This window comes from Pseudoduganella sp. SL102 (assembly GCF_027856995.1).
Taxonomy (GTDB): domain Bacteria; phylum Pseudomonadota; class Gammaproteobacteria; order Burkholderiales; family Burkholderiaceae_D; genus Rugamonas; species Rugamonas albidiflava.
In genome coordinates, this window is sequence record NZ_CP115554.1 from 6,679,104 (window position 1) to 6,705,027 (window position 25,924).

Here is a 25,924-nt window from a genome sequence, read left to right on the forward strand (position 1 = left end):
ATCACTACTTGTCACTGGAAATGGCGATGGTAAGGCATGCGCGGCGGAGGCGGTACCGTCCCCCGCTTACGCCGCAGTTTTTGTAACCGCCCGGCACAAAAGACCAGGCACCATCGATTTTCTATAGCGTAAGCATATGGTAAGCAAGGGTACTTAGGATCAACCATAGCCGACTTATCTTAATAAGCTGTGCCTCATAAAATTATTGGAGACAAAAAATGGAACAAGACATGGTTCGACGGGTCAAGGCCGACCCGAATTACCAGAAACTGGTCAAGACCCGCTCGCGTTACGGGTGGATGCTGACCTGGGCCGTGATGATCGCCTATTACGGTTTCACTGCGCTGAATGCGTTCGACAAGGAATTCATGGCCGCCAAGATCGGCGACGGCGTGATGTCCCGCGGCGTGCCGCTCGGGCTGTTCGTGATCCTGTTCACGGTGGCTGTCACGGCCATCTACGTGCGCCGCGCCAACCGCGAATTCGATGCGCTGACCGACGCCATCCACGCCAACGCCGCCGCCGGCCAGGCCGCCTCGGCCGGCGCCGCCAATGCCGCACCGAAAGAGGTGCGCGCATGAACCGCCCCGTGACCCGTAGCGCCACCGCCCTGGCCTGCCTGGCCGTGGCCGGCAGTGCCCTGGCCGCGCCCGACCTGGGCGAAGCCACCAAGCAAGCCACCAACTGGACCGCGATCGCCATGTTCGCGGCGTTCGTGCTGCTGACGCTGTTCATCACCAAGTGGGCCGCCAAGCGCACCCGTTCGGCATCGGACTTCTACACGGCTGGCGGCGGCATCACCGGCTTCCAGAACGGCCTGGCGATCGCCGGCGACTTCATGTCGGCCGCGTCCTTCCTAGGTATTTCCGCCGCCGTGTTCGTCAGCGGCTTCGATGGCCTGATCTACGCGATCGGCTTCCTGGTCGGCTGGCCGGTGCTCACCTTCCTGATGGCCGAGCGCCTGCGCAACCTGGGCCGCTTCACCTTCGCCGACGTGGCCGCCTACCGCTTCGCCCAGAAGCCGGTGCGCATGTTCGCGGCATCCGGCACGCTGGTCGTGGTGCTGTTCTACCTGATCGCCCAGATGGTCGGTGCCGGCCAGCTGATCAAGCTGCTGTTCGGCCTGGACTACTGGATCGCCGTGGTGCTGGTCGGTGTGCTGATGATGGTGTACGTGCTGTTCGGCGGCATGACAGCCACCACCTGGGTGCAGATCATCAAGGCCGTGATGCTGCTGGGCGCCACCAGCTACATGGCGTTCGCCGTGCTGGCCCTGTACGACTTCAGCCCGTCGGCGCTGTTCGGCAAGGCCGTGGAAGTGCACGCCAAGGGCGACGCCATCATGGGCCCGGGCGGCTTCATCAAGGACCCGATTTCCGGCATTTCGTTCGGCATGGCGCTGATGTTCGGCACCGCCGGCCTGCCGCACATCCTGATGCGCTTCTTCACGGTACCGAGCGCCAAGGAAGCGCGCAAGTCCGTGCTGTGGGCCACCACCTGGATCGGCTACTTCTATGTGCTGGTGTTCATCATCGGCTTCGGCGCGATCGTGCTGGTCGGTACCAACCCGGTCTTCAAGGATGCCGCCGGCGCCCTGCTGGGCGGTAACAACATGGCCGCCGTGCACCTGGCGAACGCCGTCGGTGGCGACATCTTCCTGGGCTTCATCTCGGCCGTGGCCTTCGCCACCATCCTGGCGGTGGTGGCCGGCCTGACCTTGTCCGGCGCGTCGGCCGTGTCGCACGACCTGTACGCCACCGTGATCAAGAAAGGCAAGCCGGCGCCGGGCAGCGAACTGCGCGTGTCGAAGTTCACCACGATCGTCCTGGGCGTCATCGCCGTGTTGCTGGGCATCGTCTTCGAGAAGCAGAACGTGGCCTTCATGGTGTCGCTGGCCTTCGCCATCGCCGCCTCGGCCAACTTCCCGGTGCTGTTCATGTCGGTCCTGTGGAGCAAGTGCACCACGCGCGGCGCCACCGTTGGCGGCTTCCTCGGGCTGATCACCGCCGTGACGCTGACCGTGCTGTCGAAATCGGTGTGGGTCGACGTGTTCCACAACGCCGAAGCGATCTTCCCGTACACCTCGCCGGCGCTGTTCTCGATGACCGCGGGCTTCGTCGGCATCTGGCTGTTCTCGATCACCGACTCGAGCAAGCGCGCCGCCATCGACAAGGCCGGCTTCGAAGCGCAGGAAGTGCGTTCGGAAACCGGCATCGGCGCATCGGGAGCGCACGCGCACTGATGCCCTGATCCGCATTCGACGGCCCGGGCGTGCAAGCGCCCGGGCCGTTTTTCATTCCTGCCCGGCCAGCACGGCCTGCGCTGCCGCGCGGGTGGCTTCCATCGCCCGCAGGTAAGGCGCGGGGCCATGGCTGATGCGCGCGACGCCCGCTTCGGCAAGGCTGCGGCTGTCCGCCATGCCGGGCATGACCATCACGTTCAGCGGCAGCGCGATGGTGGCTGCCAGTTCGCCGATCAGCGCCAGGTCGACCAGGCCAGGCACGAAAAAGCCGGAGGCCCCTGCCCTGGCATAGTCGGCCGCTCGCTCCCTTGCTTCGTCCAGCAATTCGGCGGGCCGGGCCTGCGCATCGAAGAACAGGTCCGTTCGCGCATTGATGAACAGGTCGGCGCCGCGTGCGCTGGCCATCGCGCGGATCGCGGCAATGCGTTCGCACTGCGCATCGATGCAGTACAGGCCGGCGCCGCCGACCACCCGGTCCTCGACATTGATGCCGGCCACGCCGTGATCGAGCAGGAGGGACACGTTGTGCGCGCAGGCTTGCGGGTCGGCGCTGTAGCCGCCTTCGATATCGACGGTGACCGGCAGCGCGACCGAGCAGGCGATCCGGCCGAGCACCTGCTCGACCAGCGCCAGCGGAATCGCCTCGCCATCGTCATAGCCATGCGCGGCGGCCACGGCCCAGCTGCTGGTGCCGATCGCCCTTGCTCCGGCGCCGGCGATCGCTTTCGCGCTGCCGGCATCCCAGGCGTTGTACAGCACCAGCGGCTCGCCCTTGCGGTGCAGGGCGGCGAAGTGGCGGGCGAGTTCGTTCGATGGGTTCATGCAAGGCTCCTTCAGGCTTGGCGTGGTGGGAACCGGATCATCGCGCCATGCCGCGCGACGATCAATGACCGGGCATTGCGCGCCGCCATAACCTCGCAGGTTATGGAGCAGCGCTGGACAATTGGTTAAGATCGCGGGATGGAAAACGGATCAATCAGTTATGCGGCCGGCGCGGATGTCGGCGCGATGCTGCGCGAATGGCGCCTGCTCCGGCGCCTCTCCCAGCTTGACCTGGCACTGCACGCGGATGTCTCGGCGCGGCACCTGAGCTATGTGGAAACCGGCCGCTCGAAGCCGAGCCGCGAAATGATCGTGCGGCTCGCCGAATCGCTGGCGGTGCCGCTGCGGGAACGCAATGCGCTGTTCATGGCCGGCGGTTTCGCGCCGAAGTATCCGGAAAGCGGCCTGGATACACCCCGGCTGGCGCAGATACGCTACGCGGTCGATGCCATCCTCGCCCAGCAGGAGCCCTACCCGGCCTACCTGTGCAACCGCCACTGGGACATCCTGATAGAGAACCAGGCCGCCAAACGACTCAACCGCTACCTGCTCGATGGGCGCGACAGCAGGCACGCCAACATGCTGCACCAGTTCTTCGATCCCGCCGACTTGCGCGGCGCGGTGGAGAACTGGGAAGAGATCGCCGGCAGCCTGCTGCGCTACCTGCACAACGAAGTGGCCGCTGCCAGGGCCGAAACGCGGGCCGAAACCCGGGCCGCCGGCCTGCTGGAGGAAATGCTTGCCTATCCCGGCGTGCCGGCGCACTGGCGCCATCGGGAGCTGGGCACGGCACCGGCGCCGGTGCTCACCACGTGCTTCGGTCACCATGGCACGCGGCTGGCATTCTTCTCCACCATCACGACCTTCGGCACGCCCCGCGACGTGACGCTGGACGAAGTGTTCATCGAGTCGTGCTTCCCGGCCGATGAAGCGACGGCGGCATTCTGCCGCCGCCTGCAGGCGGAAGGCGCCTGATCTACCGGGCCGCTGGCAGGTAGCGATAGTGCCCGGTCACCGGGTAGGCAAACAGGACATCCTCCAGCTTCGCGCCCGAGCCGATATTGTGGATCACCAGCGGCGTGCCGGCCGGCGACACCTGGTCGGCAACGATGCCGATATGATTCAGGCCCCCCTGCAGGCGCCATGTGACGACATCGCCGGGGCGATAGTCGCCAGGCTTGGCGCTGGGCGGCAGCGAAGTGCCGTGACGGCGGAAGAAGGCGGCCTGGTTCGGCACGCGGCGATGGTCGATGTTGCGGTCGGTGGCTTTCCCGGCTGCGCGCAGCTGTTCGTGCACGCGCTGCTGCAGGTCGATGCCGATGGCGCGATAGGCGCGGATGACCACATCGGTGCAGACACCCCGCTCGCGCGGCACGTCGCCGTTCGGGTAAGCGATGCGCTGGTAAGCGGGATCGTAGCTGAGGGTGACGCCGATCTGCGCGCGGGCGGCGCCCACCAGGTCTTCGGCAGGGCCGGCCAGGGCCTGGGGTGCGAGGGTGGCGGCGAACAGCAGGGGAATCAGGCGGGGCATGGAGATCTCGGTTGGTGAGTGCGGACGATCGCCGGCAAATGCGTTCTGGCGGCCCTACTCCGCAATCAGCAGCTCGATGCCGGCATCCAGCAAGCCATCGCGGTATTGCGCGCTGATGCCGGCATCGGTGATGACGGTGTGCACGCGATCCAGCTGGACGATGCGATGCAGGCTGACGCAGCCGAACTTCGACGCATCGGCAAGCACGATGACTTTCCGGGCGCGCTCCACCATCTTGTGGTTCAGGCTCGCTTCGGCCTCGTGGTGGGTGGTCACGCCGAACTGCAGGTCGAAGCCGTCGACGCCGAGGAACAGCTTGTCGAAACTGTAGGCCTGCAGGCAAGCCTCGGCCTGCAAGCCCTGGATCGACAGCGATTGCTTGCGCAGCAGGCCGCCGGTGAGGATCAGGTCGACACCGGGCGCGTCGGCCAATTCCCAGGCGATGTTGAGGCCATTCGTCATCACGGTCACGTTGTGGGCCTCGCGCAGGTGGCGCGCCAGCGAGATGGTGGTGGTGCCCGAATCGATGATGATGTTCTCGCCCGGCTTCACCAGGCGCGCAGCGAGGGCGCCGATGCGCTCCTTCTGCTCGTGATTGAGGGCATCTTTCTGCGGCACCGTATGTTCGGTCGGAGGGGTGCGCGCCAGCGTGGCGCCACCGTGGCTGCGGCTCGCCAGGCCCTGCGCCTCGAGCGCGCTGAGATCACTGCGGATCGTCACCGCCGAGACGTTCAACTGCTTCACGAGTTCGTTGACTTGTACCGACCCGTGTTCGGTAAGTGCTTTCAGGATGGTGGCGCGGCGCTGACCGGTTTGTCCCATGGTTGGGCGAATAGTTCTGAACAAAATAGCAGCTTAACAGATCGGGGCTGGGGCGGGACTACTTGCGGGAACCCTGCCGCTGCTATCCGGCAGGGATAACGCCCGCGACGCCGGTGGCTGGCCGCGTTGCACCAGTACCGATTTCAGCAGCAGCGCGTGCCTGGCCCGCTTGCGCTGGAATCACCCATCAATCGAGCTGGATGGGCGGCTTGAGAGCAGCCGTGACAGGGCAAGGAAGGAGATCCCTTCGCTGTCCGGTAAAAAACACAGCGCAAGGGTATGACCTCGATAACCGTACCACACATGGACCCAATTCCGGCCGGATTGGTGGTTTACCGTTGACTCCTTGAAGATTCCGAGCGCATCTTCCAGTGTTGACTTGAATGAAAGACCGTAAGGCAGAGCGCCTGGATATTGTGCAAGGCAGCTGTCGTTAACCGCTCCATATACCTGCACTGACGAGAATATCATGCCGCCTTCCTCGGGCTGCGGGCCATAGCGCCTTTGATAGCCGCCCCTGGTATCGAACTTCAAGACAAGCCCTTGCTTCGGAAGAATGATGTTTTCTACCGGCGTTCCTTTGAAAACCGGCCTGTTCTGGATTCCATGTTCCGTCAAAAAGGCGTCAAATTCCTTGTTCTCGACGGGCAGTCCAAGAAATTCAGATACTTCATCGATGCGCATTCTTTTCCCCGAATTATTTTTTCGACGAATGATATCTGGCTTACATCGGCAATACTATAAATGGACGCTTGCTCAAGCTCATCGAAGGCATCAAAACCTTTCTCAAGAATGAATTTGTATTCATTCTCACGAATGGGAACCAACCACAAAAACTCGATGTCCAAAGTAATGTCCCAGTACAACGGTACGGTAGATCGAAATGGAGCATCCTGTCCGAATCATCGGCCACACCTGCGGCATTCTTCAATCACACCTTCATTGCTGGCAGAAAGCGGGTCAATCATGACCTTTCAAAGCCTCTGGTTCATACCAGACGTCCTCGTATCCCTCGTCATCGACGAAGAACTTGAAGCCTGGCGCCAGTGCCAGATAAGGCAGCACCTGAGGCAGGATGTCAGACACGTGGCTCAAGTGAACCGGCTTGTAAAAATCAGGCGCATCGCTGTACTCGCCGCCATAGATGTACCATCCATTGGTTCCGTTCGCGGGATGCACTCGCGTCGCGGTAATCGGCATTTGGCTCAGCGTCTCGATGGCGATGCCCATCTTTGAATCGGCATCCGGAAAATTCACCGGAGAGCCGAATTTTTCGCAAATCTGCTGTTGAATCTTGGCCAGTTCCTGGCCATGGCGCGTATCCGTCATTATAGTTTCGATCCCATACATTTAGAAAAGGCTGATGCCATGCCCCCTTGCCTTCTGGAGCAGGAAGGACAATGTGGCTGAACAGCGGCCACACTGGTTTGATGCGCCACGTCATTGGTCCCTGTTCGATAGTGCTCCACTACGAGCGGATCGATATGATCCGCAACCATTTTCGGGTCCGTCGCCCCGCAGACAACGCAGGCTTTACCTTGTACCGACGCAGTCTGCTGCGTCGAGGGACCACAGGCTGAACTACGCTTGTATTTCGATATGCCTTTTTTTGGCTCGAATACTTCACGATCGGGAATCCCGTATTGATTCACTGGAACCTGATTTCCTTTCGCATCAGAGCTGAATCCGGAAAGGCCCAATGGATCAATCCAGGACAGAGGGTTTTTAACGTAAGCAAATGCGTTAATTCCCCCATCCAGTCCGATCGGATCAAGGCTTATGAACCTGCCTGTTTTAGGATCGTAATATCGGAACCTATTGTAATGCAATCCGGTTTCGTCATCAAATTGCTGCCCCTGGAATCGAAATGGCTGCACAACCGCAGGCGACGGATTGCCTGAGGACGTTCGATCCCCTAACGGGAGCTCCATCTTGCGTATTGTTCCTTCTCCCCACACCCGGTAATCGGCCGCCCACACAATCCGGCCTTCGTCATTGGTGAGCTCCTGGGGGGTTCCAATCTGGTCGCATTGGTACCAATACACGAGATCATTTTGAATGGTCGCCAGCGGGACAAAACCATGCGGGTCGAATACGAAAAGCGCTGCGTTAATGCCGCGCCGGCTCTCGATCATGAGGTGCCGGTCCCACAGGTATTCGGTCACGCCGAAGATGTCTATCTTGCGGGTCCTCCTGCCGAATGCATCGTACTCATAGCGCGTGGTCTGGGTCACGCCATGACGCGTCACAGTCGCCTGGCGTAACTGATGATCCGCATTCCACGTGTAGGCAGCCCGTTCATGCGCCCCTTTCAGGCGCGACGTCACGTTCCCATGAGCATCGTACTCATAGCGCAGGTCCTGGTATACCGCCAGGCGATTGCCCCGGACGTTCGCCACCGCATGCCCGGGCTGGCCCCCGATCAGGTTGCCCGCAGGATCGAACGCGAAATATTCGTCCTGGCGGCCGGTGGCGGCGAGGATGCGGCCGGTGGGATCGTAGCGGTAGGCTTGGTCGCCGCGCCTGGAATCCAGCCTGGCTGTCAGATTGCCTGCGGCATCGTAGCGATAGCCGCGCTCGATACCGGCAAGCGTGCCTTCGCCGCTGGAGGCACCGCCGAAGCCGCCTGCCCGCCTGACGCGGTGCCGGGCCAGGCGCCCCATGGGGTCGTACTCGTACTCGCTCTGCAGCGAACCCTGGCTGCGCGAAATTTCGCGGTGCAGCGCATCGCGCTCGATGTCGGAAATGGTGCGGTGCTCGCCGTTCACCTCGAGGTTGACCTGGTGCAGGTGCCCCGATCCGTAGAACAGCCAATGCAGGCGGCGCCCGTCCGGCAGGCTGGTCCGGATACGGTTGCCCAAGGGATCGTAAGCATGCGCCAGCACCTGCGGCGCGCCGCCGGCCAGGGTCTGGGTTTCGCTCAGCAGCTGGCCGATGGGATCGTAGGCAAAGACGATAGCGGCGGCAGGATTGTCGGCTGCGACCAGCCGCCCTGCCCGGTCGTACGTGAAACTCGCGTGGCAAGCCGCATCGCCTTCGGCCCGCTTCGATAGCAGGCGGCCCAGTGCATCGCGTTCGAAGTGGGTTACCTTGCCGGGACCGGCGTCGCTGCCCCCCGTTTCCACCAGGTGCGTCAATTCACCGGCCGCGTTGTAGCAGTAACGCTGGTGACGCCCGTCGAAGCCGATTTCATCGCTCAGCCGGTCGGCAAGGTCATAGCCGAAGTGCGTTGCCTCGCCATTTTCATTGACCAGCCGAACCAGCCGGCCTGCCGCATCGTAGATGTATTGCAGCGTGTGGCCATTGGCATCGCGCCTCAGGACAGGTTCACCGTGGCTGTTATAGCGGTAGCGGGTGATGGCACCCAGCGGGTCCGTGTAGCCGAGCAGTCTGCCGCCCGCGCTCCATTCGTATCGGTGGGTCGCTCCCGTCGGCTCCGTCATCGCGGTCAGCCGCCCGGCGGCATCCCACTCGTAGGCTGTAACGTGGCCCAAGGCATCGGTGCGGGCCTGGATTCGGCCCATGCCGTCATGACTGAAGCTGGTGCGCTGGCCGGAACAGTCGGTGATGGAGGCGAGGTTGCCGGCGCCGTCCCACTCGAGATGATTCAGGCCACCGCGCGCATCGGTGATGGCAACGACTTGTCCGCGCCCGTCACGTGTATAGCGCGTCGCCTGATCCAGCGGATCGATGGCAGCAACCAGATTGCCGCACGCATCGTATTCGCTTCGCCAGGCATGGTTCAGCGGGTCGGTGAACTGGACCGGCAAATCGAGCCCGTCGTAGGCGATCGCGATGCGCCCTCCCGCCGCGTCCACCACTTCGGTGAGATTGCCGCGCCTGTCGAAGCGGTAGTGCGTCTGCCGTCCCAATGGATCGACGGGACCGCGTGCGTTGCCGTTGGCATCGAAGGGCGTCTCGATTCTGGCCCCGTCGGGACCGGTAGTGGCGACGATATCTTTACGTGCGTCATATTCGTAGAAGGTGCTGCGGCCTAGCACGTCGGTGATGCGGGTCGTGCGCGCGCGGTCATCATAGGCAAAACGTAAGCCGCGGCCATCTTCCTCCGCGTAAGAATGCAGCACGCGTCCGAACGGAGAATACTCGTCGTACTCGGCGCAATACCGCGCTCCATCGGCGCTGGTATAGGCCACCAGCACGTGGTTGCGCCATTCGTAGGCGCGGCTTGCTCCGCAGGCATCGATGTGCTCGACCAGGTCGCCCTCGTCACTGTACGTATAGCTGGCGAGGGTCAGCGGAGGCGCGACCGGATCGATCTGGCACTGGACGGCCACCAGCATGCCACGCCGGTTCCATTCCAGGTGCAGGCGCCGGCCGGCCGAATCGACGATCACGCGCGGGCGCCACGGCGCGAACGGGTCCTCTTGCGGCGCAGGGTACTCGAGGACGACGCGATTGGCGTTCCGGTCGGCGATGAATGACAGCGGCAGCACGAACAGATCGTCCCGCAGGCGCTCGAAGCACTCGGTGCGGCCATCCTTGAAGGCGATCTCCCAGCGGTCGTCCGATGGGCGGCGCAGCGTGAATGCCTCGTAGGCGTCGAAGTGTTCATTGCCGGTCGCGATGAACGGCAGCGCGATGGTACGTCCGCCGGCTTCATGATACGTCACCCCGTCCGCGGCGAGCCGCAACTCCACTGCCAGCGCCATGCTCCAGCCCTGGCCAAACCAGCTATCGCGCTCGTCGCCCGAACGGTAGCTGCGACGCCAGTTCAGCGCGATCGGCCCCGGCAGGTCGAAGTCATTCTCCACCAGGCTCTTTTCGCCGGTGGCGATGATGACAGGGCTGCCCGTGGCGCAGGCACAGGTGGTCTGCCTGGGCTTAGCCTTGGTACCCACCACCACGTCCTTGTCCGAGTTCTGTTTGCCCTTTGACTTGCCCGAGAGCTTGGGCAATGATTTGCCCAGTGCGGCCAGGATCGCTGACGCGCCCACCCTGATAAGGAACGAAGCCAGCTTTTTTCGCTCGGCCGCGATCTGCGCAGGGCTCATCGGCTTGCTCCAGCGCTCCATCATCTGCGTCAGCTCATCGGCCGCTCCTTCGACCGATTCGATCGCCGCGCTCAGGCGCTGCACGGCAGCGGCGCCGCCGGCAAGCTGCCCCACCACCGGCACCGCCGACAGTCCCATCAGCGCTGCCGTCTGCGCCAGGGCGATCAGCGTGTCGGTGGACATCAGCGCATCCATCAACGCTGCCGCATCCTCGCTGGCCGCTTCGCCGAAATCCTCCGGCGACAGGCCCTGCGCAATCTGGGTGCCGTTTTCGACGGCTGTCTTCAGGCCGGGCGGCAGCATGCTCCACAAGGCATTCACGCTGGTCTGCACGCCGTGCATGACCGCGTTGCGCCCTTCGATGTAGACGTTCTTCATCCACGACATGAAGCCGTTGTCGCCGTCGACCTGGCCGGTGTTGCGACCAGCGATAACGATCGGCACATGCTTGCCCGCCCCCAGGTAGCTGTCCTTGGTGGCCACCTTGGTATTCTTGTTGAACACGGTGCCGGCCGCATTGTTGATCGAGGTGCTGATGTTGAAATGCGGCGCCACGCCGGGATCGCCCTTGGGCTTCAGGAATACCGGGTCCGCCGGCTGAAATACGGTGCCCCTGGCGAACTGCGTGACCAGGTCCTTGTCGCCGGTCCTTACGTTGGTAGGCATCTTGTCCGGGCTCCGGGTTAGTGAGGGGAGCGTTCGAGTACGCAGGCGGCAACTTGCCCGGCCGGGTCGACCGACCAGCTCAATACCGTGTTGACCCGTTCAACCTGCTGCCGATGCAGCCCGGACAGCAGCAACCAGGCGATCACGCCGCCCGCATTGCCTACCTGCCCGAACAAGCTGGCGGGCAGCCAGTGCGGCAGGGCGGCCGCCGCGCTGAAAATCACACGGTTCAACGCCGCCGCTTCGAGGCGTGCGCGCCAGTCCGAGCCATCCATGTCGCTCTGCAGATGGCTGATATGGGTGGGTCCCATCGCGCTCCCGGCCAGTGCCGCCGCCAGAGCCTGGCTCAAGGAGCCGGGATCGGGATCGTCAAGCCCCGGCCCGAAGCGCTGCGGTGCCTGCACCAGTGCCGGCCGGTGCACGGCGAAGCCGCCCGCGGGCACATCGTCGATGGTGCGCGCGCGCTGCAGCAGCACACAGGCGCCCGCCTCGCCGGCCACGTAGCCTTGCTCGTTGCCGGGCCTGAGCAGCCAGTCGGCGTGCGCGGCCTGCTGCAAGACCGCGGGCTCGCACGCGCTGTCGACGGCGGCCAGCATGATATGTCGCAGGTGGGGGCTGGCGGCGAGCGCCCGGTAGGCGTGTTCCAGAGCGACCCAGGCGCCGGCCGCACCGGCACGCACCACGAGGCGGCTGCGTGCGCGACCCGACCAGGCCTCATAGGGCAGTACCCAGGTCGACAGCAATGCGCCCAACTTGGCGCAAGCCGCGTCGTCGAGCCAGGCCGGTACCAGCAGGATCTCCAGGCATTCGCCGTCGCCTTCCAGGTGCGCGGCGCCGTCGAGCGCTTCGGCCACCGCCGAGGCCAGCAGCGCGGCCAGCCGGTCGACACCTGCCAGGCCATCCGTAACGCCCTGACAATCGGCGATGGTGAACGGATCGGCGAAATCCTCCAGGAAAAGGCGCCGCGTGCGGCGGCTTTCGGCGCACCAGGAAGCCAGTGTCTGCGCCGCGGAATTGCCGATGACCGTGACCATGCCATGCGATTGCAGGGCCAGGACCGGCGCGGGTGGTAAGGACATGGTAACCATTTTCTCAATAAGAAGACGGAAGGTGGGAAGGCCCGGCAGTCAGGTTGTTCGCATCGCATCGACGAAGTCGGCGGTCATCAGTGCCGCGTCCTGGCGCCGCGCAATATCGAGAGGCGACAGCGCGAAGGCATGCCCGGCCAGGCTGGCGCGTTCGATGTACAGCCAGCGCCGCAGCGCATGCGACACCTCGGGCAACGCGCGCCCCAGGGGCGGCACGCCGGCAGGCAAGGCCATGCCGTCGCGCAGGCGGACACTGGCTGCCTGCGCCGGATCGGCCAGGATGGCGCCGGGTTCCCAGGGCCCGATATCGGCGTCGTTGCATACGCTGACATGCGCGTGGCGGAACGCATGCAGGACCAGTGCGCGCAAGGCGCGCGATTTGTCGGCCTTGTCGTTCGGTTCGCAGCGTGCCTCGGCCGGAACGGCACCCAGTGCCAGTTCGAGCAGGTCGGCCTGGGCCGAGGTGACCGGCCCATCGGCAGCCGCCATGGCAGCGCAGGCGCCGATGATGCCGGCCGGGTGGCCGGCCAGGGCGGCGATGCGCATGTGCAGCCCGGCGGGCAGGTCGCCTCGGGTGGCGGCATGGTCGAACACTTTTCGCGCGTCACGGCTGGCGGCGATCGCCCATGCCGCATCGGCGCTATCAGGATCCACGCCCAGTGCCTGCCGGAGCAGGTCTTCGTCGGCGATCCGGGGGTCGCACGCCATCAATTCCATCGCCACGCCGATTGGCCCTGGCTTGCCCGTTGTCATGCATTGCGCGGCGTAGTGTCGCGTGGCGGTGGTGGCTTGGCCCATGCGTGCCAGCGCGACATGGGCCGGAGCCGCACACTCCGGATCGTCCAGCAGCGCCTGCAACTGCCCACGCAGGCGTGTTTCCCCGCGCAGGCCCGCCAGCTCGATGGCCAGGTGGCGCAGCGTAACCTGCTCCGAGCCGGCGTCGAACAAGCCCACCAGGTAGCCAGCGTTGTCGCTCAACGGCCCATTCGGAACGGGATAGAACCAGCAGGCATCGCGCACGGCGCGCGGAAACGCTTCGAGATGGCGCGCCACCAGTTCCTCCAGCGCTGCGTCGCGCGTGTGTACGGCCAGGCCGATGCGCAGGAAGACCGCGGCTTCCCGTGCGCCACCCGCCAGCCTGCCGATGCGCGCATCGAGTTCGGCCGCCGCGTCATTGCCGTACATGCCGGCTGCCTGCACCAGCCGGTCGAGCGTGTTGTCGGCCACGCGCAGCGCGTTCAGGTTCAGTGCCGGATTATCAGCCGCCATGACGCGGCGGCGCCGGGCGCGCATGGCTTCGTCGAGCATGTCTTCCAGCAGCCCGGCCAGCGGCGGCAGGCGCCGGCAGATGCGCGGTATGTCAGTTGAGGTCAATGCTGGCTCCTTCGATCCGGTGCGAACGCATCGCCGCCGAGACGATGTCATTGCCTTCGATGTGTACCTTGCCATCCAGCGTCATGCGCAGTTGCGCATCGCCGCATTGCAGCTCAATGCAGGCGAGTGCCCCCAGGTTCAGCCGCGCCGACTGGATATGCAGGGTGCCGGTTGCCGGGTCGAAGTGCAGCGGGAAGTCTGCACCGTCGCCGCCGGTGGGCCAGGCGGCAACGACAAGGCAGCCGGCATCGGGGCCGCCATCCAGCACCGCCACGCGCTGGCCGGGGGACACGCCAAGGATGTGGGTGGCAATGGCGCATCGGCGCGGGATGCCATCGATGTCGACCTCGCAGCCCTTGTCCGATACGGACTTGACGATCGCCATGAGGTGGTGCATCGCCTGGGCCGAAGCTGGCCGAGGGACCGAGGGGCTGTGGTTATGCATGGGATTTTCCGGGCTCTGGTTGAGTGCGCATGCTAGGCGGCGGGGTTATCGGTCTTGAACAGGCGCACCGTGCGTACGCTATCGGCCTGCGCGCCCGCGGGAATCAGCACCCGCCACACCACCGACAGCCGGTCGTGTTCAGGTTCGATGACTAGCGTATCGGGCGTCATCGGGAGCGCGGGGTGCGTGTGGCCTGCCGCGGTTCGCGCCTGCACGGCCAGTGACAGTGAAGGAAAGGCGCAATCGATCGCCGGCTGTTGGCCGAGGTGAACCAACCGGATCGGCGTTCCCGGTATCGGCGGCGCAGGCAATTGCAGATCCTTGTGCGCGCAGTTGTAGAAACGCGGATCGAAGTCCGCAGGCAGGTCGGGGGCACGCTCCTGTTGCCATGCATCGTCGTAGGTGCCCGAATACATGGACCGGTGGGCAGCGTTCTCGGGCCAGAAACCAAGGCCCGCCGGCACGCGCGCATGCCTGCGGGGCCTGCTGGCCGCATCCAGCGCCTCGATCCAGGGCAGGTACACAGGCCGATCGCCTTGCTCTGCCGGCTCGCCGCCCGCAAAGCCCGAGTCCCAATCCGCCAGCGCATAGCTCAGCGGGACCCGGGCTACCATCGGCCCCACCGGCCTGGCCTCGTAGCCCAGCCAGAGGCGGTGCCAGTAACGCGGCGCAAATGCCCGCATGCCGGCCTTGTGGTTGCCGATGCGTATGCCAGCATCGATGGACAGGCGCGCATGACCGGCCGGCGCGGTGGCATAGCCGGCCACGATCACGTCGAACGCCGGTTTCGGGGGCGCCAGGTCATGGTCGAGCCAGACCACTTGGTCGGCAAGGCGGGACTCCAGTATCTTGGTTTGCACCGGGTCGAGGTCAAGATCGCCCAGGCAGACACTGACCGCCTGCATGTGCAGGCCCGCCTGCTGCTCGGCTGGCGCAAGCCGGCCGGTACTCAAGCGCCAGGTCGCCTTGGCGATCACCAGCACATGGCTTTGCAGGGAATGGTCCCGGTACGGGCGCAGCGTGGCCGGCAACGGCGTCTGGTTGGTCAACAGACAGGACATCCGCCGCCCTAGTTGTTGTGAATGTTAGGGCTGATCAACGAGATGTTATCCGTGCCGGCGATCGTCAGTTTCTCGCCCGAAATCTCGATTTCCCCTGACTTCTTCATGTGGATCGTCGATTTGCCGATCGTCAGCGTAATACTTTCTCCATCCATCCTGAGAACGCTGCCGCCGCTGCCGCCAGCCTCGACCGTATAGCTGCTGCCGGCGGAGATGGAGTAGTCCACGCCGACCTTGGTGATCCGGTTGACGCCAGTGACGGTCAACATGGTCAAGCCCACGTTCAGGCTGTACCCCAGCCCGACATTTTCAAGGCGCCCCATGCCGACGTTCTGCATGTAGGCCATGGCGACGGTCTCGGTCTTCGACTTGCCGACGTAGGTGGACCAGTTGCGCGCGATGTCGTCCTTCTCGTTGCGTTCGACCGACTTGCTGCGGTTGCCGCCGATGCTGATGGTTTCCTGGCCATCGACCCGTTCGCTGCGGTTGTGATGGACCGTGATGGTTTCGTCGTTGTCGACCGTCTCGGTGCGGTTACGCTTGATGTGGCTGGTCTCGTCCCGGTCGATGGTCTTGCGGCGGTCGTTGCCGACCCACTTGTCCTCGTCGTGCTCGACTTCGGTCAGCTGGTCCTTCTCGGCGTGCAGCCACAGCTGCTCGCTGCCCTTCCTGTCCTCGAAGCGGATCGCATTGGCGTTGTCGTAGCCGCCACCAGGCGTGGAGCGCGACAGGATGCCGCTCTGCGTCTTGCTGGCCGGCAGTGGCCAGGGCGGCATGGTATCGGCGTTCGGCACCATACCGGTGATCAGCGGGCGGTCGGGATTCCCGTCGAGGAACTGGACGATGACTTCGGTGCCGATGCGGGGGATCGACGTCATGCCGAAGTTCGAGCCGGCCCAGGCCGTGGCGACACGGATCCATGCCGAGCTCTTGTCGTCGTTCTGCCCGATCCGGTCCCAGTGGAACTGCACGCGGACCCGCCCATACTCGTCGGTGTAGATCTCTTCGCCGGCCGGGCCGACGACGGTCGCCGTCTGCAAGCCGAAAATCTTCGGCTCGGTGCTGTTGTAGCCGCGCCCCGGACGCCAGGTGACCCTGCTCCGCGTGCAGGTGATCCGGTTGGCGTAGCGCGACGCAGCCGTATGCGCGTTCTGGTAGTTGTTGGTGGCCGTGTGGTGCACGTCCAGGATCAGGAAGTCCAGGTCGCCCGTGCTGGCCTCGTCGAAATGCCCGGTCAATTCAAACCGCCGCCCGGCCTGGGCGGTACGGTCGTTGCCGATGCCTTCGAAGTACTTGCCGCTGGCTTCGATTTCCTCGATCCGGATTCTGCCCTGGGCTTCGCCGTCGTCGGTATCCTTGAAGCCGTAGGCGCCGACGAATTCATAGCTTTCCAGGCGCAGCACATCGCCCTGCTCGTTCACGGAGGGCATATCGACGACGGCGGGACGCGGCTTCTTGAAGTCGTAGCTGGCCAGCGCGACGCTGGCCGGCACCAGCTGGCGCACCGGCGTCCACTCGCCCAATGCGTCGTCCTCCATGCTGCCGGCCTCGCGCTGGAAGGGAATGTCGATGCGCGCGCCGTCGATCGGCGGGGCGCCGGTCGAGTCGTCGCAGAGGATCAGCTTGTGGCCAGTGGCGGTATGTTCGTACCAGTAATACCAACCGAGGGCTTCCCACCGGCGGTGCAGGTAGTTGTAGTCCGATTCGCCGTACTGGCATGCATAGGTCATCTCCGGATCGGCGCCACTGATGCGCAGTTCGGCCGATTGCACCGGGTAATCGGCGAAGATGTCGTCGGTCTGCTCACTGAGCGACATGTGGTGGAACAGATAGTTGTCGCGCCGCAGGCGCAGGTAGGCCAGCCAGGGCCCGAGCACCATGCTGTAGTAGACCAGGCCGCCATCGGTGGATTCGCGGCGGAATTCGAACACATAGCCGTTGAAATAGCGAAGGGTGCCGTCTTCCCGGACCAGCTCGATGGTGACCAGCTTGCCCTGCACGTCTTTCAGGGCGATGCTCTCATCATCGGACAGCACCTCGACGACGAACCGGAAGTCGCGCGACAGGCTTTCCCTGGCGTCGAGCCGGTTTGCCAGCAGAACCGCCGCCGGCCCGTCGCTGTTCGGGAAACTCAGGCGCAGCAGCCGGTTGTGCTGGCGCAGCTTGTTCAAGAACTCGATTCCCGCCTGGATGAGAGTGGTCATATGGGCCGTCGCGTGATTGGCATACGAGAGGCGAGATGGCCGCGCAAACTCGCCCAATGCAAACAGTCCAGTGTAGCGGCCTTGGCATTATAACCACGAAATCTTGGAAAAATGCGAATGTCGAGCGGACCGTAGCGTTGGCCGGGAGTAGTGGCAAAGTGGCTTTCTGTCGAAAGTTAGCCGGTTTAAGGCGGAATTGGCTGGCTTTCAGGCCCCGCGACGATACCGCTGCGCGAGAATGGGGTGGACTCTGGTGGGCATGCCCGACATCGGGGATCGCTGCTTATCGGACGACACTGTCAATGACCTGGCACCGCGGCGGTGCGGGGAGCGAAAATGCGCTGGCGGCGGGATGGCGGAAAACAGCACGGCTGGAGAATTGGTAGGCCTCCCCGGAGTCGAACCGGGCACCAACGGATTATGAGTCCGCTGCTCTAACCAGGCATGAGCTAGAGGCCCTGAGGTAGTGCGGATGCGCTGGCGAATGCTGGCGCGGATGTATCGGAGCCGGTGAAACCCGCCCTGACACGAATTCGTTAGGCAAACATCTACAAAACGAACTCGGCAGAATAGGGCCTGCACCGGCTCCCGTCAAGACTTAGTTGCCTGACCGGCTTGGCTGGCTGACGACGCCAGCCAACGGTCAATTACCCTCGAGGAAGCTCTTCAGCTTGTCCGACCGCGACGGATGCCGCAGCTTGCGCAGCGCCTTGGCTTCGATTTGCCGGATGCGTTCGCGCGTCACGTCGAACTGCTTGCCCACTTCTTCCAGCGTGTGGTCGGTCGACATTTCGATACCGAAGCGCATGCGCAGCACTTTCGCTTCACGCGGCGTCAATGAATCGAGCACGTCCTTCACCACGCCGCGCATGGAAGCGTGCAGGGCCGCATCCGATGGCGCGAGGGTGTTGTTGTCCTCGATGAAGTCGCCCAGGTGGGAATCGTCGTCGTCGCCGATCGGCGTTTCCATCGAAATCGGTTCCTTGGCGATCTTCATGATCTTGCGGATCTTGTCTTCCGGCATCTCCATCTTGATCGCCAGGGTGGCCGGATCGGGTTCGGCACCGGTTTCCTGCAAGATCTGGCGGCTGATCCGGTTCATCTTGTTGATCGTTTCGATCATGTGCACCGGGATGCGGATCGTGCGCGCCTGGTCGGCGATCGAGCGCGTGATGGCCTGGCGGATCCACCACGTCGCATACGTGGAGAATTTGTAGCCGCGGCGGTACTCGAACTTGTCCACGGCCTTCATCAGGCCGATATTGCCTTCCTGGATCAGGTCGAGGAATTGCAGGCCGCGGTTCGTGTACTTCTTGGCGATCGAAATCACCAGGCGCAAGTTCGCTTCCGTCATTTCGCGCTTGGCCTTGCGCGCCTTCATTTCGCCGGCCGCCATCTGGCGGTTGATGTTGCGCAGGTCCGGCAGCGGCAGCACGACGCGCGCTTGCAGGTCGATCAGCCGTTGCTGCAGTTCCTTGATCGTGGGAATGTTGCGGCCCAGGATCGCGCTGTACGCGTGGCCGGCGGCCACTTCGCTGTCGACCCATTCCAGGTTCGTTTCATTGCCGGGGAAGACCTTGATGAAGTGGGCGCGCGGCATGCCGCACTTGTTCACGGCCACGTCGAGGATCTGCTTCTCGATGTGGCGCACTTCGTCGACCTGGCCGCGCAGGGTGTCGCACAGCTTTTCCACCACCTTGGCCGTGAAGCGGATGCCCAGCAGTTCGTTCGAGATCGCATCCTGCGCCCTGACGTACGACTTCGAGCTGTAGCCTTCCTTCTCGAAGGCCTTGCGCATCTTGTCGAACTGGTTGGCGATTTCATCGAACTTGGCCAGCGCATTGTTCTTCAGCGTTTCCAGCTGCTCGGCCGAGTAGCCGGCCGCCGCGCCCGAAGCGCTGGCCTCTTCTTCTTCCTCTTCTTCCTCTTCTTCTTCCGCTTCCTCGTCGTCCTCGTCATCGGCCGCGACCGGCGGTGCCGGTGGCGCGGGCGCATCCTCGTTTTCATCGACGAGGCCGTCGACGATCTCGTCGATCTTGATCTCGTCCTGGCGGATACGGTCGGAGGTGGCGATGATTTCGGCGATCGTGACCGGGCAGGCGGAAATCGCCTGGATCATGTCCTTCAGGCCATCCTCGATGCGTTTCGCGATCTCGATCTCGCCTTCGCGCGTCAGCAGCTCGACGGAGCCCATTTCGCGCATGTACATGCGCACCGGGTCGGTCGTGCGGCCGAAGTCGGAGTCGACGGTGGACAGCGCGGCCTCGGCCGCGGCTTCCGCCTCATCGTCGCTGGTCACCGTGGCGACGTTATCGGACAGCAGCAGCGTCTCGGCATCGGGCGCGTGTTCGTACACGGCAATGCCCATGTCGTTGAACGTGCCGATGATGCCTTCGATCGCTTCCGGGTCGACGATATTGTCCGGCAGGTGATCGTTGATCTCGGCGTACGTGAGGAAGCCGCGTTCCTTGCCGAACTTGATCAGCGTTTTCAGCTTCTGGCGGCGGCGCTCGAGCTCTTCCTCGGTGGCTTCCGTATCCGACGAGAACGCATCCTTCAGCAGCGCCTTTTCCTTGGCCTTGCGGTCCTTGGCTTTCGCCTTGTCCACGGCTTTCAGTTCGGCGCGCTCGACGGCGTTCAGCGCGGCGACTTCGTCGTTCTCGGGCTGGAACTCCTTTGGCTTGCGACCGCGCCGGCCCGGTACTTTCACGGACGGGAGCACGTAGCCGGACGTGTCGATCGCGGCAAGGGTGGCCGCATCGGTGGTCTGGCTGACCCCTGGCGGTGCCGCGGGCGCGCGCGAATCCACGCCCGCCTCCGTGCTGATTTCGGACTTGTCGGCCGTCTTCGCTGCCTTGGCGGTCACTTTGCTGGGCTTTTCAGCCGCTTTGGTTTCAGGTTTCTTTGCTGGCACAGGCGCTTTCGATGTCACAACGACTTGCTTTACGGGTTAGGACGATGCCGTAATCACCGGAGCCCACGCAGCAACCGCTGCACACACTGCGGGACTCCCATCCGGCACTGCTACAAAACTTCCTTGCTCATTCCCGGCGACAGTCCTGAAGCTGCCGGCAACCGCTCGATGTTATTGAACGGCCATGTTTGGCAGAAATTCTACTGTATGACTGCGCGCGGGGGCTAGGGGCACGAATGGTGTGAGGGTCCAGGCTGTTTTGCCTGTGCGGCGACAAGAAACTCGCGCCGTCTCAACCAAGTCCGGACCCGGCCTCCAGCACACCGCATTTACCATGCATCCTGCACCGGCCATGAGCCCAACTTACTGAAAACAAACACAAATTTTGAATTGAAGTACCTTGCCAAGGTATTGAAATACTTAGCGTTTTATTATAGCACGCCACCTTTTCAATGCCAGGAGTGCGGCCTTGGCACCGCATCTCCCGGTGTTTCGGGATTATCTGTTACTCAGCGTCGATTGCTCTTCGCGCGATAACATGTCCTGCATCGCCTTTAATTCGTGATACCGGGTGCGCAACTCGTCGGTCAGCTTCCCTGCCGACATAATCTGATCCAGCTCGGCTTTCACGGTTTGTTCCTTCAGCTGGCGTATCGTCGCTTTCAGCCACAGGCGCTCGGCTTCCATATCGGGCTCTTCCGCGGCGGCGATTTCACCGATGAGCGCATCGTATTCCGGCCCCTCTTCCTTCATTTGCTGGGCCAGCGCGGCAAAGGTGGCGCTGTCGCCCAATGCCTGCGCCGTTTGCACCAGGTGCACCAGGTACTCGCACTGTTCGGCGCCGAACTGCCGGAACGCTTCCATCGCGGACTCGTCGATCTGCAGCGACAGCGACGGGTGCGTGATGAGGCAGCGGATGATCTTCAATTCCAGCCCCACCGGCTCCTGGCGCTTCGACTTCGGCGGTGCCCGCCGGCTGGCCGCCACAGGCTTGCTCAGCTCGAACAATGCCTCGATTTCGCCTGGCGTGCTCTGCGTCATCGATGCCAGGCCCCGCACGATCTGCAGGCGCAGGGCCGACGGCGCCATGGCCTGCAGCATCGGCTTGGCATCGAACTGCGCGCGGGCGCGGCCTTCCGGTTCCGCCAGGTCGTGCTCGCCCGCCGCTTCGCGCAACAGGAACTGGGACAGCGGCATGGCTTCCTGCACCTGCTGCTCGAAACCTTCGGCACCGAACTCGCGGATATAGCTGTCCGGGTCATGCTCCGATGGCAGGAACAGGAACTTGATGGTCTTGTCGTCCGCCGCGTAGGGCAGGCAGGCTTCCAGCGCGCGCCGCGCCGCCTTGCGGCCGGCCCGGTCGCCATCGAAGCTGAAGACCACGTTATCCGTCTGCCGCAGCAGCTTCTGCACATGGATCGGCGTGCAGGCGGTGCCCAGCGTGGCCACCGCCTGCGGGAAGCCCATCTGGGCCAGCGCCACCACGTCCATATAGCCTTCGGTCACCAGCACATACCCGGCATCGCGGATCGCCTGGCGTGCCTCGAACAAGCCGTACAGTTCCGAACCCTTTGAAAATAAAGGCGTTTCGGGAGAATTCAAGTACTTTGGCTCGCCCTGTTCCATGATCCGGCCGCCGAAGGCGATCACCTGCCCCTTGGTATTGCGGATCGGGAACATCACGCGTTCGCGGAAACGGTCGTAGCGCTTGATGTGGCGGCCTTCCTCGTCGACCTTGTCGATGACGAGGCCGGCTTCGGCCAGCACCGGCGCATCGTACTGGGGGAACACGGCGCGCAGGTTGTCCCAGCCTTCCGGGGCATAGCCGAGCGCGAAGCGGGCCGCGATCTCGCCCGTCAGGCCGCGGCCCTTCAGGTAGCCGATCGCATTCGGCGCCTTGCGCAGCGCGCCTTTATAGAAATCGGCGGCCAGCGTCATCGCCTCGGACAGCGCCAGGCTCTGCGCCTGCATCTGCGCGCGCTGGGCCGGCGGGATCTTGTCGTCCGCTTCGGGTACCGTCATGCCCACGTTTTGCGCCAGGTCCTTGACGGCATCGACGAAGCCCAGGCCGGAGTATTCGATCAGGAAGCCGATCGCGGTGCCGTGCGCCTGGCAGCCGAAGCAGTGGTAGAACTGCTTGGTGGGGCTGACGGTGAAGCTGGGCGATTTTTCGTTATGGAACGGGCACAGGCCCTGGAAATTGGCGCCGGCCTTTTTCAGTTGCACATAGCGCCCGACCACGTCGACGATGTCGACGCGGTTCAGCAAGTCGGAAATGAAGGATTGTGGAATCACTGTGGCAACCGCGGTTCTTCCATATTGTTACAGATCAGGCTATAACGCCGTGCCTGGCTGGAACTTGATCCAGCTCAACGGCACATGACGTCTGCAAGATGCCAGCAAAAAGCGGCGGGTTCAGGCGCCCGTCAGCGCTTTCTTGACGAGACCAGAGACGGCGGTCATGTCGGCACGGCCAGCCAGCTTCGGCTTCAGGATGGCCATCACCTTGCCCATGTCCTGCGGGCCGGCGGCACCGGATTCGGCCACGGCAGCCTTCACTTCGGCGGCTACTTCCTGGTCCGACAGGCCGGCGGGCATGTAGGCGGCCAGCACGGCCAGCTCGGCCTTCTCGATGTCGGCCAGGTCGGCGCGGCCGCCGGCTTCGAATTGCGTGATCGAATCCTTGCGCTGCTTGATCATCTTTTCCACGACGGCCAGCACCTGGGTATCGTTCAGTTCGATCTGCTCATCCACTTCCTTGCGCTTGATGTCCGCCAGGATCAGGCGGATCGTGGCCAGCTTGCCGGCCTCCTTGGCGCGCATCGCGGCTTTCATGTCATCGGAAATCTGGGCTTTCAGGCTCATGGGTGTCCTCGGGCAAATGTCACTGGTAAAAACAGTGCGGTAAAAACGAAAACCCGCTGCGGACGATGCCGGAGCGGGTGATCGCTACGCAAGCGGACCGGAGGCGAAAAGCGCCGTCGACGGCCCGGTCTGCGAAGGCGAGAATTAGTACAGCTTCTTCGGCAGTTGCTGGCTGCGGATGCGCTTGTAGTGACGCTTCACGGCAGCGGCCAGCTTGCGCTTGCGCTCTGCGGTCGGCTTTTCGTAGAACTCGCGTGCGCGCAGTTCGGTCAGCAGACCGGTTTTTTCGATGGTGCGCTTGAAGCGGCGCATGGCAACTTCGAACGGCTCGTTTTCTTTAAGGCGGATAGTGGTCATGTAAAATTCAAACCGTTAGAGGGTTTTTAGGAAGACGGCGATATTATCAGCTTTTGTCCAGACAGACAAGAGGCTTCGTGCCTACCCTCGTGCCTACTCGTGCTTACTCGTGCTGATCAGTACAAGCACACATCAATACACATCCGAACACAACAGAACCCGCACAGTGACAGCATTGGCGGGTCCGGCATCATATCAGACTGCCAGCCCCGCGGCCATCCCCGAGGCCCAGGCCCACTGGAAGTTGTAGCCTCCCAGCCACCCCGTGACGTCGACGGATTCGCCGATGAAATACAGGCCGGGCACGCGGTTGGCCATCATGGTCTGCTGCGACAGTTCTTTCGTGTCGACGCCGCCACGGGTCACCTCGGCCTTGCGGTAGCCCTCGGAGCCGTTCGGCGTGATGGTCCAGGCGTTGACGGCCTGGCCGAGGCGGCGCAGCTGGGCGTCCTGCATGTCGGCCAGGCGCGCATCGGCCTGGAAGCCATGGGCCTGCAGCAAGCCTTCGGCCACGCGCGCCGGCAGCCATTGCGCCAGCACGTTGCCCAGGTGCTTCTTGATCGTGCCCTTCCCTTCGAGCAGCGTGGCGGCCACGTCGAGTTCCGGCAACAGGTTGATCGTGATCGGCGTGCCGGGTTGCCAGAAACTGGAAATCTGCAGGATCGCCGGGCCGGACAGGCCGCGGTGCGTGAACAGCAGGTCTTCGCGGAAGCGCGCCCCCGTGGCCTTGCGGCCCTTCAGCGTGCCGGTCTCCACGTCGACTTCCAGCGACACGCCGGCCAGCGGCACGAACGGCTGCCATTGCTGGGCATCGAAGGTGAGCGGCACCAGCGCCGGGCGGGGCTCGACGATCGCCAGCCCGAACTGGCTGGCGATGCGGTAGCCGAAATCGGTGGCGCCGATCTTCGGGATCGACAGGCCGCCGGTGGCGATCACCACGGCACCCGCATCGATCAGGCCGGCACTGGTCTGCACCAGGAAACGCTCGCCCTGTTGTTCCACGCTCTGCACCGTGGCGGGCATGCGCCAGCGCACGTTGCCGGCGTTGCACTCGGCTTTCAGCATGTCGATGATTTGCTCGGCCGAGTCGTCGCAGAATAGCTGGCCCCTGTGCTTCTCGTGGTAGGCGATGCGGTATTTCTTCACCAGCGCAAGGAAATCCTGCGGCGTATAACGCGACAGCGCACTCTTGGCGAAGTGCGGGTTCTCGGACAGGAAATGGGCCGGCCCCGCATTGATATTGGTAAAATTGCAGCGCCCGCCGCCGGAAATGCGGATCTTTTCAGCCAGCTTCTCGGCATGGTCGACCAGCACGACGCGCTTGCCGCGCTGCCCCGCCGCCGCCGCGCACATCATTCCGGCCGCGCCCGCACCGATTACCACCACGTCAAACTGTTCCGCCATCACGCCCGTCCCGCCAGTCAAACCGGGCATTCTACCGCAATGGGGGGAAGGCCGGGCTATTGCCTCAGCCGTGACGGGCACGCACTTCGCGGGCGACGGTGACGATGTGACCCACCTGCTGGGCGATCGGATCGGGCACCGGGACCTCGCCGCGCAGCACGGCCTGGATCCAGGCGGCGGTGGCGGCGGCGCTCTTGTCTTCAGGCAGCGCAGGCTCGGTGTCGGCGATCATTTGCCGCTCGACGAGCACGGTGCGCTCGCCATCGTGGAACCAGTCGATCTTTTGCGCCTTGTTGGCGTTCGCCACCGTTTCCCCTTCGGTGCCGCGCATGAGGAATGCGTCGCCGCGGGCATGCGGAGCGGCCGTGGTGAAGTACTCGCCCAGCGTTTCCAGGTATTCCGGATGCGTGTACGACACCAGCCGCAGCGCCGGAGCGGCGAACGGCTGCAGGATCTTGACGATCGTGTGCGTGGAATTGCGCACGCCGAGGATGCGCCGCAATGCCAGCTGATGGGCCAGCCTGGGCGCCAGCGTGTCGATCGTGATGAAGCTGACATGGCCTTCGGCCAGCGCGCGTTCGGCCTCCGCGGCCGAGGCGGCGGCAGCGATGCCCAGTTCGGCCAGCACCTCGGCGGTGGCGATACGGCCCACGTCATGCGCGACGCCGTGCACCAGCACCGGCACGCCTTCGCGCGCCAGCAGCAGCGCCAGCAGCGCTGTCAGGTTGGCCATCTTGCGCGCGCCGTTGTAGGTGGGAATCAGGACCGGCGCATACGGGCCGGCGGGCGCCTGCAGCGGCGTGAACGACGCTTCGGCGGCATCCAGGAAGCCCGCCAGCTCGTCCACGGATTCGCCCTTGATGCGCATGGCCAGCAGGATGCCGCCCAGCTCCAGGTCGGACACGCGGCCATGCAGCATGGCGTCATAAAGCGTGAAGGCATCGGCACGGCTCATGCTGCGCGCACCCTTCACGCCGCGGCCGATTTCCTTGATGAACGGCGCGGCAACGAAGCGGTCCGCCGCGGGTGCCCATGTGGACGCCGCTGAGGCCGGCGAGGTGGATGGCAACGTGGAAGAAGATGTGTTTTCGATACTCATGGAAACAGCTTACCGCAT

General features: G+C 63.9%; 20 protein-coding genes and 1 tRNA gene. 3 read left to right on the forward strand and 18 right to left on the reverse strand.

Annotated features, from left to right (window positions below; translation table 11 throughout):
• Window positions 1-218 precede the first annotated feature (218 nt).
• Both OU994_RS28230 and OU994_RS28235 read left to right on the forward strand, forming a co-directional pair.
• Window positions 219-581 carry a DUF485 domain-containing protein gene (locus OU994_RS28230; RefSeq protein WP_281608608.1) on the forward strand — a complete coding sequence of 121 codons (363 nt, stop codon included), beginning with the start codon at window positions 219-221 and terminating at the stop codon, window positions 579-581.
• Window positions 578-2,242 (forward strand): cation acetate symporter, encoded by a 1,665-nt coding sequence (locus OU994_RS28235; RefSeq protein WP_281608609.1) that lies wholly within the window; start codon window positions 578-580, stop codon window positions 2,240-2,242. Before OU994_RS28230 ends, OU994_RS28235 begins: the two co-directional genes overlap by 4 nt.
• Before the next feature lie 51 nt (window positions 2,243-2,293).
• On the opposite strand, the gene OU994_RS28240 is transcribed toward OU994_RS28235, so the two are convergent.
• Window positions 2,294-3,064 carry an isocitrate lyase/phosphoenolpyruvate mutase family protein gene (locus OU994_RS28240; RefSeq protein ID WP_281608610.1) on the reverse strand — a complete coding sequence of 257 codons (771 nt, stop codon included), beginning with the start codon at window positions 3,062-3,064 and terminating at the stop codon, window positions 2,294-2,296.
• 138 nt (window positions 3,065-3,202) lie between these two features.
• On the opposite strand from OU994_RS28240, the gene OU994_RS28245 reads away from it, so the two are divergent.
• Window positions 3,203-4,039, forward strand: a complete 837-nt coding sequence (locus OU994_RS28245) for a helix-turn-helix domain-containing protein (protein ID WP_281608611.1) — start codon at window positions 3,203-3,205, stop codon at window positions 4,037-4,039.
• A 1-nt stretch (window position 4,040) separates the two neighbouring features.
• Here OU994_RS28245 and OU994_RS28250 read toward each other — a convergent pair whose 3' ends face one another.
• From OU994_RS28250 to ybiB, 17 genes are all read right to left on the reverse strand, one after another.
• Window positions 4,041-4,595 carry a DUF1287 domain-containing protein gene (locus OU994_RS28250; protein WP_281608612.1) on the reverse strand — a complete coding sequence of 185 codons (555 nt, stop codon included), beginning with the start codon at window positions 4,593-4,595 and terminating at the stop codon, window positions 4,041-4,043.
• A gap of 54 nt (window positions 4,596-4,649) precedes the next feature.
• The gene (locus OU994_RS28255; protein ID WP_281608613.1) at window positions 4,650-5,417 is read right to left on the reverse strand and encodes a DeoR family transcriptional regulator; all 768 of its coding nucleotides are present in this window, start codon (window positions 5,415-5,417) and stop codon (window positions 4,650-4,652) included.
• A gap of 180 nt (window positions 5,418-5,597) precedes the next feature.
• Window positions 5,598-6,101 carry a hypothetical protein gene (locus OU994_RS28260; RefSeq protein WP_281608614.1) on the reverse strand — a complete coding sequence of 168 codons (504 nt, stop codon included), beginning with the start codon at window positions 6,099-6,101 and terminating at the stop codon, window positions 5,598-5,600.
• Window positions 6,102-6,377: 276 nt separating this feature from the next.
• Window positions 6,378-6,746, reverse strand: coding sequence for a hypothetical protein (locus OU994_RS28265; protein ID WP_281608615.1), 369 nt, complete (start codon window positions 6,744-6,746; stop codon window positions 6,378-6,380).
• On the reverse strand, window positions 6,746-11,095 hold the full coding sequence (locus tag OU994_RS28270) for an RHS repeat-associated core domain-containing protein (protein ID WP_281608616.1): 4,350 nt from the start codon (window positions 11,093-11,095) through the stop codon (window positions 6,746-6,748). Before OU994_RS28270 ends, OU994_RS28265 begins: the two co-directional genes overlap by 1 nt.
• Before the next feature lie 17 nt (window positions 11,096-11,112).
• Complete coding sequence (locus OU994_RS28275) at window positions 11,113-12,174, reverse strand: hypothetical protein (RefSeq protein ID WP_281608617.1); 1,062 nt, start codon at window positions 12,172-12,174, stop codon at window positions 11,113-11,115.
• Window positions 12,175-12,222: 48 nt separating this feature from the next.
• Window positions 12,223-13,557 carry a hypothetical protein gene (locus OU994_RS28280; RefSeq protein WP_281608618.1) on the reverse strand — a complete coding sequence of 445 codons (1,335 nt, stop codon included), beginning with the start codon at window positions 13,555-13,557 and terminating at the stop codon, window positions 12,223-12,225.
• Window positions 13,544-13,942, reverse strand: a complete 399-nt coding sequence (locus OU994_RS28285; RefSeq protein WP_281608619.1) for a hypothetical protein — start codon at window positions 13,940-13,942, stop codon at window positions 13,544-13,546. Before OU994_RS28285 ends, OU994_RS28280 begins: the two co-directional genes overlap by 14 nt.
• Before the next feature lie 92 nt (window positions 13,943-14,034).
• A complete protein-coding gene (locus tag OU994_RS28290) occupies window positions 14,035-15,051 on the reverse strand; it encodes a DUF2169 domain-containing protein (protein WP_281608620.1) in 1,017 nt (338 codons plus the stop codon).
• A 20-nt stretch (window positions 15,052-15,071) separates the two neighbouring features.
• Window positions 15,072-17,267, reverse strand: coding sequence for a type VI secretion system Vgr family protein (locus tag OU994_RS28295; RefSeq protein ID WP_281608621.1), 2,196 nt, complete (start codon window positions 17,265-17,267; stop codon window positions 15,072-15,074).
• Between the two features lie 380 nt (window positions 17,268-17,647).
• Window positions 17,648-17,726 (reverse strand) — tRNA-Ile (locus tag OU994_RS28300).
• Window positions 17,727-17,910: 184 nt separating this feature from the next.
• Window positions 17,911-20,133, reverse strand: a complete 2,223-nt coding sequence (gene rpoD, locus OU994_RS28305) for an RNA polymerase sigma factor RpoD (protein WP_373922498.1) — start codon at window positions 20,131-20,133, stop codon at window positions 17,911-17,913.
• A 546-nt stretch (window positions 20,134-20,679) separates the two neighbouring features.
• Window positions 20,680-22,476 carry a DNA primase gene (gene dnaG / locus OU994_RS28310; RefSeq protein WP_281608623.1) on the reverse strand — a complete coding sequence of 599 codons (1,797 nt, stop codon included), beginning with the start codon at window positions 22,474-22,476 and terminating at the stop codon, window positions 20,680-20,682.
• A gap of 120 nt (window positions 22,477-22,596) precedes the next feature.
• Complete coding sequence (locus OU994_RS28315) at window positions 22,597-23,046, reverse strand: GatB/YqeY domain-containing protein (protein WP_281608624.1); 450 nt, start codon at window positions 23,044-23,046, stop codon at window positions 22,597-22,599.
• 144 nt (window positions 23,047-23,190) lie between these two features.
• A complete protein-coding gene (rpsU, locus tag OU994_RS28320; RefSeq protein ID WP_005665410.1) occupies window positions 23,191-23,403 on the reverse strand; it encodes a 30S ribosomal protein S21 in 213 nt (70 codons plus the stop codon).
• Between the two features lie 195 nt (window positions 23,404-23,598).
• Window positions 23,599-24,807 carry an NAD(P)/FAD-dependent oxidoreductase gene (locus OU994_RS28325; protein ID WP_281608625.1) on the reverse strand — a complete coding sequence of 403 codons (1,209 nt, stop codon included), beginning with the start codon at window positions 24,805-24,807 and terminating at the stop codon, window positions 23,599-23,601.
• A gap of 64 nt (window positions 24,808-24,871) precedes the next feature.
• The gene (ybiB, locus tag OU994_RS28330) at window positions 24,872-25,900 is read right to left on the reverse strand and encodes a DNA-binding protein YbiB (protein WP_373922635.1); all 1,029 of its coding nucleotides are present in this window, start codon (window positions 25,898-25,900) and stop codon (window positions 24,872-24,874) included.
• Between the last annotated feature and the right edge of the window lie 24 nt (window positions 25,901-25,924).

What these genes read in the sequence shown, in the direction of transcription:
- OU994_RS28230 (WP_281608608.1), top strand. Translation starts at nt 219, where the DNA reads ATGGAACAAGACATGGTTCGACGGGTCAAGGCCGACCCGAATTACCAG.
- OU994_RS28235 (WP_281608609.1), top strand. Translation starts at nt 578, where the DNA reads ATGAACCGCCCCGTGACCCGTAGCGCCACCGCCCTGGCCTGCCTGGCC.
- OU994_RS28240 (WP_281608610.1), bottom strand. Translation starts at nt 3,064, where the DNA reads ATGAACCCATCGAACGAACTCGCCCGCCACTTCGCCGCCCTGCACCGC.
- OU994_RS28245 (WP_281608611.1), top strand. Translation starts at nt 3,203, where the DNA reads ATGGAAAACGGATCAATCAGTTATGCGGCCGGCGCGGATGTCGGCGCG.
- OU994_RS28250 (WP_281608612.1), bottom strand. Translation starts at nt 4,595, where the DNA reads ATGCCCCGCCTGATTCCCCTGCTGTTCGCCGCCACCCTCGCACCCCAG.
- OU994_RS28255 (WP_281608613.1), bottom strand. Translation starts at nt 5,417, where the DNA reads ATGGGACAAACCGGTCAGCGCCGCGCCACCATCCTGAAAGCACTTACC.
- OU994_RS28260 (WP_281608614.1), bottom strand. Translation starts at nt 6,101, where the DNA reads ATGCGCATCGATGAAGTATCTGAATTTCTTGGACTGCCCGTCGAGAAC.
- OU994_RS28265 (WP_281608615.1), bottom strand. Translation starts at nt 6,746, where the DNA reads ATGACGGATACGCGCCATGGCCAGGAACTGGCCAAGATTCAACAGCAG.
- OU994_RS28270 (WP_281608616.1), bottom strand. Translation starts at nt 11,095, where the DNA reads ATGCCTACCAACGTAAGGACCGGCGACAAGGACCTGGTCACGCAGTTC.
- OU994_RS28275 (WP_281608617.1), bottom strand. Translation starts at nt 12,174, where the DNA reads ATGTCCTTACCACCCGCGCCGGTCCTGGCCCTGCAATCGCATGGCATG.
- OU994_RS28285 (WP_281608619.1), bottom strand. Translation starts at nt 13,942, where the DNA reads ATGGCGATCGTCAAGTCCGTATCGGACAAGGGCTGCGAGGTCGACATC.
- OU994_RS28295 (WP_281608621.1), bottom strand. Translation starts at nt 17,267, where the DNA reads ATGACCACTCTCATCCAGGCGGGAATCGAGTTCTTGAACAAGCTGCGC.
- OU994_RS28315 (WP_281608624.1), bottom strand. Translation starts at nt 23,046, where the DNA reads ATGAGCCTGAAAGCCCAGATTTCCGATGACATGAAAGCCGCGATGCGC.
- rpsU (WP_005665410.1), bottom strand. Translation starts at nt 23,403, where the DNA reads ATGACCACTATCCGCCTTAAAGAAAACGAGCCGTTCGAAGTTGCCATG.
- OU994_RS28325 (WP_281608625.1), bottom strand. Translation starts at nt 24,807, where the DNA reads ATGGCGGAACAGTTTGACGTGGTGGTAATCGGTGCGGGCGCGGCCGGA.